A 12,872-nucleotide genomic window follows, 5' to 3' on the forward strand; every position below is an offset into this window, starting at 1 on the left:
GCGTGGTCGGAACTGGTGACGGAAATAGTACGGATTGATGGTGCCGGGGTCAGGCGCATGGTTTCTGTTCTCCGCAGAAAATCGCTATATACCCCGGGCAGGTCTCCTGGCTGCGAAGTGGCAACTTGTTCCCTTTGCCGAGCCTCCTCCTTCCCCGGCCTGAAGGCCGAGTGGATATTTGGCGACTCATCTTCGTTTACAGTGGCGGGACCGCACCGGGATTGCACCGGACTTCCCTTTTCAGCCCTTGCGGGCACCTTGGGTCTGAACATAGTTGTACCACGTTCTTCAGTTACTCAGCCGCAGGCCGCTTTAACGGACCAGTGTGTGCACGCTCCGGTCGCGTTCGGTCAACCAGCCGAACAGGACACCAAGCATGCCCCAAAGCAGTAACTGCATCTCCAAGGACGCGATCCGGAACTTCCAGAGCAAACTGGCGGGGAAGGCTGGTGGTACTTCATCGATCGCTGGCAGAAAGCTCGAAAACGTGACCGTTAGCAAGACGAAAAGGAACACAGCCAGCAAAGACCCATTCCAAACTCCGAATCGGCGAATAAAACGACGGGCCAGTTGCAGCGAAAAAATCATGGACGCCAAGGACAGAGCAATCGCGAGAAAATATGCCGTCGTCCGTATGCCTATTGTCTCTGGATTGCCGACAGATGGAGGACTCGCCGGGTATTTGAGAGAAGGGACCAATGCTACAGAGACAAATCCCAGTCCCGCAATCCATAACGCCAGAGAACGCGGACTGCTGAAACCGAAGCGGCCCTGAGAAAAGGCGAAGACCAGCCCGAAGATGCCTCCTAGAGCAGAGCTGTAAACTACCGAGCCGGTTAGGAGTCCAATGCCTCGTTGAATCCCGCGACTGACCATCTCCGGCTCAGTAGCCTCGCCCTTTTCCTGTTCCGATACGTTTTCAATTGCGATTGCACTTTCAACCTGTGGTTCACCGACCCATCGTGCGAACGCAAATACGATAAGGCCGGCCATAAGGCCGACCAACATTCCTCGAAGAAGCAGCGTGCGGGTCACGAGCGACTGGTTAGTGGCAGGGGAAGCCAAGAAGATGGCGGCCGTCGTGAACAAACTCATGAACGACACGCCCATGAATAAAGGAAGTGGCGCCCTGTTCTACACCGACGAAATAGATCAGAAGCATCATGAGCAAACCGCCGAACAAAGCCCAGGGCAGGAACTCGCGCAATGGAATAACCGGTATGGATAAAGGCTGAGGGATCGAGCCGGCGTAGGGCTGAGTCATTACAGGTCTCCTAAACATTACTTGACTCCGAGCGTATTGAACCACCCAAAGGGTGTCAAGGCTTCACCATCACACGATGGTAGGCTCTCTGAGGTGACACCTTGAAAGATTCTGATATGCCGGGACGGATCACGCTTCTCAGTCATGCGCCGACCTTGGCTGTGCGGAAAGCCATCTTTCCTCTCGATGAACCTATTGACGCGCGCGAACTTGAAAAACTTGGGTCGATCAGTTGGATACGACCACGAGTGCATCAAGTTTATGCCGGACCCGAACAGAGGGTAGTACAGACTGCCGAAGCTCTCGGGTTCGAGCCCACGCACTGCGAAGAATTGAAAGATTTGGATTGCCATGCGTGGCGTGGCAAATCTCTGGAGAAGGTTCAATCTGCTGATCCAGAAGGCGTGCGTCGATGGCTCACCGATGTGGATGCCGCTCCGCATGGAGGAGAATCCATCGCTCGCCTCCTTGAGCGCATCGAGCATTGGGTAGCGGGGCAGCGTAGCTCCGGGCACACTCTTGCTGTCACTCATCCCGCAGTGATTCGCGCGGCTGTAGTTCTCGCGTTGCAGGCTCCCGCGCAATCATTCTGGCGTATCGACGTCTCTCCCTTGTCGATCACGGATTTTAGATGGAACGGCAGATTCTGGAGCCTGCGGAACAGCAGCAGCCCGCTTTTTCGACACGAAAATTAGAGCGCGGCGAGAATGAGTCTGGTAGATTAGGTAAAGATTCTGGGGTGCCCGCGAGGGCATAACAGGGAAGCCGGTGTGAGTCCGGCATGGTCCCGCCACTGTGTTCAGGAGACGGACTCTTCGTAAGCCACTCGATCATACCGAGGAAGGCGAAGACTCCAGAGCGTTAGAATAAACGCTCAGCCTGTCAATCAGGAGACCTACCTCAGACATAATGCTGGTTCTTCTCTGCGTGGAAACGGGGAGCAATCGCTCATAGGTCTTTGAGCTTTGTGCCTCTTTTTCTCGCAGCTGGTGAGGTGCAATTGTTCAGACCGAGTTCAATATCTCCCGCTATCGCTGAGGAAGCAGGTGTTCCATGAGAGTGGGAGAGCACTTCTGTCCAGGCGTCCTTCATGCAGTCCAGGCAAAAGACGGTCTACTCATTCGAATCAGGGTGCCTGGAGGTTTGATCAAAGCAAATCAACTCCGGACTATCGCAGATCTGTCCAGTGGCTTTGCCGACGGCACCATTGAAATCACCGCGCGCGCGAACCTTCAGTTACGCGGAATTCGGACCGAAGACCTCAGCCAGATTGTTGACAGCATTTCTTCTGCCGGCCTACTGCCCTCCCAGCAGCATGATCGCGTCCGCAATATCGTCACGAGCCCGATCGCGGGGCTCGACCCCGGCGAACTCATCGATCCGCGATCCCTCATCCGTCAGCTCGATCGGCGTTTGCAGTCCGACACAGCCTTTGTAAACCTCCACCCCAAGTTCAGCTTCGCGATTCACGGCGGACCCAGACGGTTCAGTCGTGATCACGACGATATCTCGCTTGAGTCAGTGGACCTCAACTCAGCATCTCATTTCCACCTTTCCATCGGCGGAGTCTCTTCGGGATTTGTCGTAAAACGATCGGATGCCGTCGACTGTACGTTGGCAGCGGCAAAGATGTGTATCCGACTGGCGAAGGAGTCCAGCCTGCCCGTTCGCGGGAAAGCAGTAGTGACGATTCCGGGAGCAATGAAACGTATTATTGATGCTCTTTCGCACTTGCTAACGCCGTCCCCTCTTTCGCCTTCCTCATGCTTAGTCAACGAGGCGCTTATTGGCATCTATCCCACGACTCAAAATGACCGAGTGAGCATCATTCCATCTGTTTCTCTCGGACGGCTTACCGCAGAGCAGGCAATTTATCTTGCCGCCTCCGCGAACGAGTGGGAGGGTGATCTTCGACTTGCTCCATGGCGTGGTGTTGTCCTTGGTTCTATTCCAAAGAGTGCAGTAGACAATATCGTTGGCTGGCTCCATTCAATGGGCTTGTCCTGTGATGGACGAGACGGCTTTCGTGGGATCGCGGCTTGCGCCGGCAACAATGAGTGCGAGGCGTCGTTAGCCGATGTGCGCGGCGACGCAGCGTCGCTCGCGCAGCGGCTTTTCGGTCACTCTGTGCCTTCCGGATGGACGGTGAACCTTTCCGGATGCGAGAAGCAATGCGCCCGACGGCACGGCGCGACCGCCGAACTTGTCGCCGGCCCGTTGGGCTACACGCTCAATATCGAGGGACGTCGTGTGGCGTCCGACTGTTCGCGTGAATTCGCACTCGATGTGGTCGCCGCTCTGCATGAAAATTTGCTGTCCGAGGCCGCTGCCCGATGAACTATGTTAAGGATGGCGCGGCCATCTATCGCGAGTCTTTTTCCATCATCAGAAGAGAGGCCGATCTATCTGCTTTTCAGACCGATCTTGCTCGCGTCGTCGTCCGCATGATCCATGCGTGCGGCATGACGGACCTGCCGCAGGATGTCCAGGCGTCGCCGGATGCCGCCTCGGCGGGCGTCAATGCGCTGCTCGCGGGTGCGCCATTGTGTTGCGATGCGACGATGGTGGCGAATGGAATCACGCGTTCCAGGCTCCCACGGAATAACGAGGTCATCTGCACATTGAGCGATGCGCGAACCCCGGAACTGGCAGCGAAACTCCACACAACCCGAAGTGCCGCAGCGGTCGAGTTATGGCGGGATAGACTCGCTGGCTCGGTTGTTGTGGTCGGGAACGCTCCGACAGCGTTGTTTCACCTCCTCGATATGCTTGAGGCGGAAACCCCGGATCATGCGCTCAACCCTGCGCTCATAATCGGGATGCCTGTCGGATTTGTAGGTGCCGCCGAATCCAAGGCAACACTTGCCGCCAATCGGCTTGGAATACCCTTCCTGACGGTTCGAGGACGCCGAGGCGGGAGCGCCATTGCCGCGGCAGCAGTCAATGCGCTCGCAAGTGAGAAGGAATGAGCGCAGACACACGAAGTGGATGTCTCTTCGGGGTCGGTGTAGGTCCCGGCGATCCAGAGCTGATTACGGTCAAAGCGCAGCGCGTACTCAGGCAGGTGCAGGTCATTGCCTATCCCTGCGCCAGACATGGACAGAGCAATGCTCGTTCGATCGTTTGCTCGGAACTGATTCATGGCCAGATCGAGCTCCCGATGATGTACCCAGTTACGACAGAGCAGACTGACCATCCCGGAGGATACGAGGTGGCGCTGTCGCAGTTCTATGACGAGATGGCCGAACAGATCAAGGACCACCTTGCAGGCGGTCGGGATGTGGCCATTCTGTGCGAAGGCGACCCTTTCTTTTACGGGTCGTACATGTATCTTCATGACCGTCTCGCTCATCGCTTTTCCACGCAGGTAATTCCTGGAGTTGCCTCAATCTTGGGCGCAGCCGCACAGCTTGGAACGCCGCTCGTCCGCAGAGATACCGAATTTACGGTCTTACCTGGAACTATCTCTGAAGACGTACTGGTCGCAAAGCTACGCCAGCAGGGCGCCTTTGCCATCATGAAGCTCGGCCGAAACTTCGCAAAGGTAAAGCGGGCTATCGATACGGCAGGCCTGGCGGACAGAGCACTCTTCATCGAACGAGCGACGATGGCTGCCGAACGCATCATCTCGCTCCGCGAAGTAGACCCGATCCATGTCCCCTACTTTTCGCTCATCCTGATTCCCGATGCAAGTCAGTCCCAGCGGGAAGAAACCATTCGGAGTGCCGGTTGGATCTCCGTCCTTGGTCTTGGCCCGGGTGCTGCTGGCTGGATCACGCCCGAAGCTCAGCAAGCGCTGACCGAGGCGACCGACCTCGTGGGTTATCACACCTATCTCGATCGAATCCCCGTGAGATCCGGTCAGCGCCGCTTCGGCTCCGACAACAAGGTTGAGGCGGACCGCGCACGACACGCTCTTTCGCTTGCCGAATCAGGCCGTCGCGTTTGCGTCGTCTCATCTGGAGACCCGGGCATCTTCGCCATGGCATCGGCTGTTCTGGAATGTGTGGACCAGGGACCGCCAGCCTGGCGCTCGCTGGACATTCGCATCATTCCCGGATTGTCGGCTATGCAGGCAGCTGCTTCGAGAGTTGGAGCTCCTCTAGGGCATGACTTCTGCGTCATCTCGCTTTCCGACCGGCTCAAGCCCTGGGAAATCGTGGTGAAGCGACTGGAAGCGGCGGCATCCGCCGACTTCGCGATCGCAATCTACAACCCGATCTCATCGGAACGGCTATGGCAGCTCGCCGAGGCGCGGACGATCATCGCCAAACACCGAGGCCCTGAGACACCTGTTGTCCTTGCACGCGGCATCGGCAGGCCCGACGAACGAACTATTATTACCGATCTTGAGCACTTCGATCCTTCGCTGGCCGATATGCAAACCATCGTCCTCATTGGCTCCTCAACAACTCGGGCGATTGCATTGTCGGACGCCAGGAAGCTCATCTACACTCCCCGGATCTATGGCAACAGGAGTTATGGCGCATGACTGCCGCTGAGCATTGGTTGTCTATCGTAGGCATCGGCGAAGATGGCTACGATGGATTGAGCAGTGAGGCCAAGCGAGCAATCGCGTCCTCTGAGTTGCTATACGGAGGCGCTCGCCACCTTGCCCTCGTACCAACTGCCGGTTCTTCAGCAACCCGTATTCCCTGGCCCTCTCCGATGACGCCAGCTGTGCAGGAAATCCTCACGGGGGATCGCGGAAAGAAGAGAGTGACCGTGCTCGCCAGTGGCGATCCGATGCTCCACGGTGTGGGGGTTACTCTCACTCGCGACCTTGTCACAACTGAGTTTCGTGTTATTCCGCAGGTCTCCGCTTTCTCTCTCGCCTGTGCCCGACTTGGTTGGCCGATGGCGGAGACGACCCTGATTACGCTGGTCAACCGACCGGTAGAGCAGTTGCTTCGCCATCTCTATCCTGATCAACGCCTTGTAATCTTCTCCGAAGACGGCAGCACGCCGGCGATCGTCGCTCGACTCCTGACGGAATCTGGATACGGATCAAGCAAGATTGATGTCTTCGAGAATCTGGGCGGTACCTCAGAGCGCAACATCAGAGAACTGGCGGCATGTTGGCTGAACAAGCAGTGCGGCAAGCTGAATCTCATGGCAGTACTCTGCGCTCCCGACACGACCGCTAGGCCGCTGTCTCTGGCTCCGGGGTTGCAGGACGATGCCTTCGATACGGACGGGCGGTTAACCAAGCGGGAGGTTCGCGCGGTGACGCTCGCCCGGCTCGCCCCGCTACCAAACCAAATTCTCTGGGACGTCGGAGCCGGCACCGGATCGATCGGTATCGAGTGGATGCGTGTTCATCCATCGTGCTCCTGCATTGCCTTCGAAGCGCGAGAGGACCGGGCAGTTCGAATCCGGGAGAATGCCGTGCGGCTCTGTGTACCAAACTTGAAGGTCATCCAAGGGACTGCGCCCGCCACGTTTGCAAGCCTACGCTCGCCGGATGCGATCTTCATCGGAGGAAGCGTCGGCAACGATGAGCTGTTCGACGCTTGCTGGGCGAGGCTTTCCTCCGGTGGTCGTCTAGTTGCAAACGCAGTCACGCTCCAGAGCGAAGCGAGCCTTGTCGCGCGCCATACACTTTATGGAGGCGATCTGATGCGAATGACGGTTTCCCGAGCTGATCTGATCGGCGGCTTGTATGGATGGCGACCGATGATGCCGATTACTCAGTGGACGGTGACCAAACCGTGACCGATATGATCCAGCACGAGCGTTTCTCCATCGGAATCGGCTGCTCCTCTCGTGCCAGCAGCGACGATGTCATCCTACTGATCGAAGCATCCGTCGGTCAGATACCTTCCGGCACCATGATCGCGACGCTCGACCGTCGCGCTTCGATAGGCGAGATCGTAGCTTCGATACTGGGGCTTCGTCTTGTGCTGTTCCCGGCAAGCATCCTTGCAAGCGTCGCGGGAGTCACCGCACACTCGTCATTGGCTTTCTCGAAAACACGAACCGCCAATGTCGCGGAAGCGTCCGCGCTGGCGTTGCTTGGCCCGTCTGCGCGTCTCATCGTACCGCAAATGAAAGGCCGCTTCTGTACCTGTGCCGTCGCGGCGCTTCCCATAACGGTGCATCGATGATCGTCCACTTCATCGGCGCAGGCCCAGGATCCGCCGACCTCCTTACCCTGCGGGGCCGAGATCACATCCACAACTCACCGGTTTGCCTCTATGCCGGATCGCTTGTGCCCAAGGAAATACTTGCCCATGCACCACTTGGCGCACGCATTGTCGATACGTCCGAGATGAACCTTGATGAAATCATTGCGGAGATCGCCGAGGCCCACGCAAAAGGACTTGATGTCGCTCGCATCCACTCCGGCGATCTTTCCATCTGGAGCACGATGGCAGAACAGATTCGCCGCCTGAAGCTGCTTGGTATTCCTTGCGATGTCACTCCGGGAGTTCCTGCATTCGCCGCCGCCGCCGCTGCTCTCCACCAGGAACTCACGCTGCCGAACGTGGCTCAGACACTAATTCTCACTCGCACCTCGACAAGATCCACACCGATGCCTGCCGGAGAAGATCTCGCAACGCTGGGACGCACCGGCGCGACGCTCGCCATTCACCTCTCCATCATGAACCTCGACCAGGTGTCCTCGCAGTTGTTACCCCTCTACGGCGAAGACTGTCCCGTCATCGTCGTCTTCCGGGCCAGTTGGCCCGATGAACGCATCCTGCGCGGCACACTGTCGACCATCCATGGGATGGTCAAGGCATCGGGTATAGATCGCAATGCCCTCATTTTGGTTGGGAGATCTCTCGGCCAGTCTCCCTTCGGTGAGAGCTACCTCTATTCGACGACGAGGGATCGTACGGATACATCCAAGGAATAGCTTCTATGGACGCAGACAAGTCATCGAGGATGCAATCCGTTACAAATCCAACTCGAAGTCACTCGCCACGAGTTCTGATTCTGGGTGGGACAAGCGAGGCCTCGGAGCTTGCCACGCAATTGGCAGCCAGAGCTGATTTGACGGTGATCTCATCCTTCGCCGGCCGAGTGAGCCAGCCCAGACTACCCGTTGGGATTGTTCGAGTTGGAGGATTCGGTGGGGTTACCGGATTGATCTCTTATTTGATCGATGAAAATATCGAGGTGGTCATCGATGCGACTCATCCCTTCGCCTCGAAGATAAGTAGCAACGCCGAGTTGGCCTGCAAAACCTTAAGCGTTCCGCTCATCGCATTGGAGCGCCCACCGTGGGAGCCAAAGGAGCACGATTGCTGGTGCGCTGTACCCGATGTACAAGCCGCTGCCTCAATGGTGAACCATAAACGCAACCGAGTGTTTCTCTCGATCGGACGGCAGGAGCTTGGTGCATTTTCCAACTGCGAAGACGCATGGTTTCTGGTGCGTGCCATCGATGAGCCGAACGAAAAGTTGCCGGCCAACTCGAAACTGATCCTGAAACGTGGCCCTTTTCATCTCAACGATGAATTCCAGATGCTTCGCGATGAGTTCATTAGCCTGATAGTGTCCAAAAATAGCGGTGGCACAGCAACATATTCAAAAATCGAGGCTGCGAGAGCCCTCCGGATTCCAGTTGTCATGATCGATCGCCCACGGAAATACAACTTACCGACCTTAGCCCGACCGGATGACGTGCTTCAAAAACTCGGAGAATTCCTGCAGATGACCCCTGACTGCGCTGTTTATCCCACGGAGAAGCGGTACCTATGAGAAAGCTTTATCTGATCGGCATTGGTGCCGGCAATCCGGAATACATCACGGTGCAGGCGATTAAAGCACTGAACATCGCAGATGTGTTCTTTTTCATGGACAAGGGCGAAGCGAAGCAGGACCTCGTAAACCTTAGAAAAGAGATATGTGAACGATATATCGAGAATAGGTCATATCGGGTGGTGGAGGTAGATGATCCTGTCCGCGACCCAACCATATCGGATTACACAACTCGCGTTGAACTCTGGCATCGGCAGCGGGCCTTGGTCTATGAAGAGATGGTCGCAAAGGAACTTGAAGAGGATCAGTGCGGTGCTTTCCTGGTGTGGGGAGATCCATCGCTGTACGACAGTACGCTCAGAATCATCGAACATATAACGGCTCGTGGAAGGCTTTGTTTTGAGTTCGAGGTCATTCCAGGCATTACCAGCATTCAAGCTTTGGCCGCCCGCCACAAGATCACTCTGAATGGGATAGGTGAATCAATCGTCATTACGACAGGTCGCCAACTCTCTGCTGGCCTGAGTGGCGCTGCGGAAAGAACGATTGTGATGTTGGATGGGCAATGCTCTTTCAACAACGTACTCGATGAAGAGCTTGATATTTTCTGGGGCGCTTATCTGGGAATGGGAGATGAGATCCTCCTATCTGGAAAGCTCAGTGAGATCGCGGGCAGGATTGAAGAAGTTCGCCACGAAAGGCGACAGAGGAACGGATGGATCATGGATACCTATTTGCTCAGCAGACCAAGCAAGGCAACGCAGGCTGAATCAGCTCGTGCCCATACTTCCTGCGATCAAAACGATTGATAGCTACAGCCCACTTCAACTTGTAACGACCTCCCTAGGCGATTCGTCCGAAGGAAAAACAATAAGCGGATTGAAAGACTCGTGATGTTGTATCGCTCGACGGACCGCCTCCGTCGTAGTGACGCCCCGGTGTAGAACTTACCCCACAGTGCCTCCTTCCAGTCTCTGGTATGACTCATCCGTCACTTCTGCACTACAACCAGGTTGGCTGCCTCCGCGAAGGCCCATTTCAACATACGATTGACGTTGCCTCCTACCTGGCCCATTCGTGTCCTGCCCCCCGCCGGAGTTCAGAGGCGGCACCAAACCTACATAGCTTGCTAAATGCTCCGCGAAGGAAAACGCGAGACGTCTCCAATTTCGAGCGAAACGATTAGCATTGGGAGACGCGGCCCAAGACCTATCGTTTGCAAGCCTCCGGGGTCTGCTCCGGGAATCAGCGGCGGCTGACCATGCGGATCCTTGTCCACATCCAGAAATTCCACACCGCGCGGCTGTGGGATGCACGCACAGGCTCGCAACTCACCCCGCCTCTTCAGCATGACGATGCAGTCATCTCCGCTGCCTTCAGTCCCGACGGCAAACATGTCGTAACCGGGAGCTCGGAAAGTGAGGTAAGGGTATGGGACACTGTCAGCGGAAAGCCGATCACGGACTCCCTGGAAGTACACGGATCAGTGCTCTGCGTCAGCTTTAGCCATGACGGCAAGATGATCGCGGCCGGGACCGACGACGGCAAACTGCGTACGTGGAATGCGGCCACCGGCCAACCCCTGTCCCCCGTTGTTCTTTATCATGAGGAAGTTTACGGTGTTAGCTTCAACCGTGACGGTTCCCAGTTATTGGTCGCAACAGGCGACAATAAAGCCGATCTCCTGGACCCTCGCACGGGCTCGCATCTGCTGAAACCTCTAAGGCATAAAAATATCGTCTTGAGCGCTCGTTTTAGCCCGACGGTAAGAACATCCTTACGGCGTCCGGTGACGAGACTGGGCAGATATGGGATGCAGAAACCGGCGCACCCACAGGCGTGATTCTCCGTCACGGATTCGCTGTAGAGTCGGCAGCCTTCAGTCCCGACGGCTCACATGTTGTCACTGCGTCTTAGACCACACAGCACGAGTATGGGACGCAAAGACTGGTCAGCCAATCACGCCTCCGTTGCAACATCCTGCCCCGGTCGAAAGAGCATCGTTCAGCCCGGACGGTCGGCTCGTCGCAACGGTGGCTGCAGATGGAGCGATACGAGTGTGGGATGCGCGCACGGGAGACATGCTTCACCTTCCGATTCGCGGCGATGGGAATGAGCATTTTGCTGTATTCAGCCCAGATGGGCTTTCCCTGCTTGCGGTAGATGGATCGTCACTTGAGATTCTGGATATGCCTCCGCACGGAGTGCCTCCCTCCTGGGTGCTTGAACTGGCCGATTTTGCTGCAACTCAAAACAACTATAACCAGAGCCGTTTGCCCGATCTTCCGAAGATCCATGCTCTCCGCTCGCAGCTTCTCAGTTCGAGTGGCAGTGATCCATGGAAGCTTTTTGGCAAGTGGTACTTCGCAGACAGCGGACGGCGGACGCTTTCGCCGTGGAGTCAGATTAGCCTGGAAAGCTACGTCAGCCTCTTGATTGAAAGAGGAGATAGAGAATCCCTGGAGTCTGCAAGATCCTTATCTCACGATCATCCTTCGTGGATCGCAAAGATCGCTCCGCTTCTGGCAAAGCTACCCTCTTGATCAACTACATCGCACGAAAAGAAATAAGTATGATCAAGAGCGAGGCGTCGGATGGAGTTACCCGATTGTGTCGCAAGTGGAGTGGCCGGCTTGATTTGTACCAGTGACTAAGAGACACACTGGAACGAGGAGAGCATATGGCACGAGGCAAGCGGTATCAGCCAGAGCAGGTAGTGAACCTGCTCCGTCAGATCGAAGTGGCAGTGGCGAACGGAAAGACGGGAGAGCAGCGGGCGAGGGCGGCGATGCCTCCGTTGCCGGGTGCGGCGACGATCTCGGTGACTTCGGGGGATTGTTTGAGCGCCCAGATGATGGCGTGCTCGCGGCCGCCTCCTCCGATGACGAGAGCCTTCATGTGCCTTGCTCCCCCCTCCCCCCCCTGTTTTGCGCAAAATATTGATTTTGCATGGTTTAGTCTGGGACTAAGGATGCAAAATATTCGAAACGAAGGGGTTAGGTGTCAAAATCTAGATTCGAAAAGGGTTAGCCTGCGCTCTGGGGCGGGCGATCTCGTTTTCTTGTCTACTCTTTCAGATTAACAAAGTGGAGGGGGTAAATCGGCGCGTTTGGGAAGAATGTTTTTGGGGTGTAAGTGGTTGTGGGGGTTTGGGTTACTGGTTTGGAGGCGGTTTTGAGGGTATTGACATGGGATTTTGCTGTTTTTTTGGGGTATCCCGGTCGCTTCGCTCCGGTCTTTGGACACCAGAGAGCAGGCTCGCTGGGAAAAGCTCGCCTTCGGCAGAGCTGTACGCCCGCTTCGCGGGCGGTCATTTCTTCTTTGGGTTGTTAGAGGGCCAAGCCTGAAGGCTTGGCGTCCCCAGAGGCGGTTCGCGCTTGCGCGCGAATCCCACACATATGCTGCCATCCCGTGCGACGGAATGCTGCGCAAAGTCTCATCCACGACGGAGGCGTGCGGTGCCGCGGCTGCGGTTCGGTCAAGGCGATGTCCGGCTCGAGCTCAGGGGAATAAGGTGCGGTTTGCCGACCAACCGCCGAGCGCCGGGATAAACCGGCATGTTGTAGGGGGTGAAAGTCCCCTACAGGAAAGGAAGTAGCGAATCCATCCTGGCCTCGAGTCTTGCAGGCGGCATCGCGAGGTGTCGGTTGAAGCGTAGACAGAGGGACCAGTGGGCCCGGCTATTGAGCTTCGAAAAGTCGGTTGATCAGGATGCTGACTCCATGGTGTGTAGGGGGAAGGCAATACGGCAGCCACGTTATACGCGAGTGGCTGTCCGGTCCTGCGTAGTCGGAGAACCCGGGCACGCTGACAAAACAACATGCACGAGAACCGGGAGATCTCCAACACGCCTTCGTTTGTCGAGGAAGGCCGGTCCGCGAAGGCCATAAACCACAAT

At 56.5% G+C, this 12,872-nt stretch carries 15 protein-coding genes, 1 pseudogene and 2 riboswitches; of the genes and pseudogenes, 13 read left to right on the forward strand and 3 right to left on the reverse strand.

Annotated features, from left to right (window positions below; genetic code table 11):
• Window positions 1-79: 79 nt before the first annotated feature.
• Window positions 80-276: riboswitch (cobalamin riboswitch) on the reverse strand.
• Between the two features lie 36 nt (window positions 277-312).
• Window positions 313-1,095, reverse strand: a complete 783-nt coding sequence (locus tag Q363_RS17180) for a CbtA family protein (RefSeq protein WP_084080459.1) — start codon at window positions 1,093-1,095, stop codon at window positions 313-315.
• The gene (locus Q363_RS38320) at window positions 1,046-1,264 is read right to left on the reverse strand and encodes a CbtB domain-containing protein (protein WP_084080460.1); all 219 of its coding nucleotides are present in this window, start codon (window positions 1,262-1,264) and stop codon (window positions 1,046-1,048) included. Before Q363_RS38320 ends, Q363_RS17180 begins: the two co-directional genes overlap by 50 nt.
• Before the next feature lie 101 nt (window positions 1,265-1,365).
• On the opposite strand from Q363_RS38320, the gene Q363_RS38325 reads away from it, so the two are divergent.
• The 13 genes and pseudogenes from Q363_RS38325 to Q363_RS17240 all read left to right on the forward strand — a co-directional run bounded on the left by Q363_RS38325 (window position 1,366) and on the right by Q363_RS17240 (window position 11,517).
• Window positions 1,366-1,959 carry a histidine phosphatase family protein gene (locus tag Q363_RS38325; protein ID WP_245632280.1) on the forward strand — a complete coding sequence of 198 codons (594 nt, stop codon included), beginning with the start codon at window positions 1,366-1,368 and terminating at the stop codon, window positions 1,957-1,959.
• A gap of 25 nt (window positions 1,960-1,984) precedes the next feature.
• A riboswitch (cobalamin riboswitch) is annotated at window positions 1,985-2,181 on the forward strand.
• Between the two features lie 136 nt (window positions 2,182-2,317).
• Window positions 2,318-3,601 carry a precorrin-3B synthase gene (gene cobG, locus Q363_RS17195; RefSeq protein ID WP_084080462.1) on the forward strand — a complete coding sequence of 428 codons (1,284 nt, stop codon included), beginning with the start codon at window positions 2,318-2,320 and terminating at the stop codon, window positions 3,599-3,601.
• Window positions 3,598-4,233: a precorrin-8X methylmutase gene (locus tag Q363_RS17200; protein ID WP_035352466.1), complete on the forward strand. Its 636-nt coding sequence runs from the start codon at window positions 3,598-3,600 to the stop codon at window positions 4,231-4,233. Before cobG ends, Q363_RS17200 begins: the two co-directional genes overlap by 4 nt.
• A complete protein-coding gene (locus tag Q363_RS17205) occupies window positions 4,230-5,756 on the forward strand; it encodes a precorrin-2 C(20)-methyltransferase (protein ID WP_035352468.1) in 1,527 nt (508 codons plus the stop codon). Before Q363_RS17200 ends, Q363_RS17205 begins: the two co-directional genes overlap by 4 nt.
• Entirely contained in the window at window positions 5,753-6,979 is a 1,227-nt protein-coding gene (locus Q363_RS17210) for a bifunctional cobalt-precorrin-7 (C(5))-methyltransferase/cobalt-precorrin-6B (C(15))-methyltransferase (protein WP_035352470.1), read from the forward strand. Before Q363_RS17205 ends, Q363_RS17210 begins: the two co-directional genes overlap by 4 nt.
• The gene (locus Q363_RS17215; RefSeq protein WP_084080463.1) at window positions 6,931-7,371 is read left to right on the forward strand and encodes a cobalamin biosynthesis protein; all 441 of its coding nucleotides are present in this window, start codon (window positions 6,931-6,933) and stop codon (window positions 7,369-7,371) included. Before Q363_RS17210 ends, Q363_RS17215 begins: the two co-directional genes overlap by 49 nt.
• The gene (cobM, locus tag Q363_RS17220; RefSeq protein ID WP_035352473.1) at window positions 7,368-8,126 is read left to right on the forward strand and encodes a precorrin-4 C(11)-methyltransferase; all 759 of its coding nucleotides are present in this window, start codon (window positions 7,368-7,370) and stop codon (window positions 8,124-8,126) included. The genes Q363_RS17215 and cobM overlap by 4 nt, the downstream gene beginning before the upstream one ends.
• Before the next feature lie 29 nt (window positions 8,127-8,155).
• Window positions 8,156-8,974: a cobalt-precorrin-6A reductase gene (locus Q363_RS17225; RefSeq protein WP_051978905.1), complete on the forward strand. Its 819-nt coding sequence runs from the start codon at window positions 8,156-8,158 to the stop codon at window positions 8,972-8,974.
• On the forward strand, window positions 8,971-9,783 hold the full coding sequence (gene cobF / locus Q363_RS17230) for a precorrin-6A synthase (deacetylating) (protein ID WP_051978904.1): 813 nt from the start codon (window positions 8,971-8,973) through the stop codon (window positions 9,781-9,783). Before Q363_RS17225 ends, cobF begins: the two co-directional genes overlap by 4 nt.
• A 452-nt stretch (window positions 9,784-10,235) precedes the next feature.
• A complete protein-coding gene (locus tag Q363_RS17235) occupies window positions 10,236-10,817 on the forward strand; it encodes a WD40 repeat domain-containing protein (protein WP_035352476.1) in 582 nt (193 codons plus the stop codon).
• The gene (locus tag Q363_RS46340) at window positions 10,814-10,891 is read left to right on the forward strand and encodes a hypothetical protein (RefSeq protein WP_425387698.1); all 78 of its coding nucleotides are present in this window, start codon (window positions 10,814-10,816) and stop codon (window positions 10,889-10,891) included. The genes Q363_RS17235 and Q363_RS46340 overlap by 4 nt, the downstream gene beginning before the upstream one ends.
• A gap of 53 nt (window positions 10,892-10,944) precedes the next feature.
• Window positions 10,945-11,028: pseudogene (locus Q363_RS46345) on the forward strand (hypothetical protein); the annotation flags it as partial.
• 27 nt (window positions 11,029-11,055) lie between these two features.
• The gene (locus tag Q363_RS17240; RefSeq protein WP_245632282.1) at window positions 11,056-11,517 is read left to right on the forward strand and encodes a hypothetical protein; all 462 of its coding nucleotides are present in this window, start codon (window positions 11,056-11,058) and stop codon (window positions 11,515-11,517) included.
• Window positions 11,518-11,704: 187 nt separating this feature from the next.
• On the opposite strand, the gene Q363_RS38330 is transcribed toward Q363_RS17240, so the two are convergent.
• A complete protein-coding gene (locus Q363_RS38330) occupies window positions 11,705-11,872 on the reverse strand; it encodes a phosphoribosylamine--glycine ligase N-terminal domain-containing protein (protein ID WP_084080465.1) in 168 nt (55 codons plus the stop codon).
• Window positions 11,873-12,872 lie beyond the last annotated feature (1,000 nt).

Source organism: Edaphobacter aggregans DSM 19364 (assembly GCF_000745965.1).
Taxonomy (GTDB): Bacteria; Acidobacteriota; Terriglobia; order Terriglobales; family Acidobacteriaceae; genus Edaphobacter; species Edaphobacter aggregans.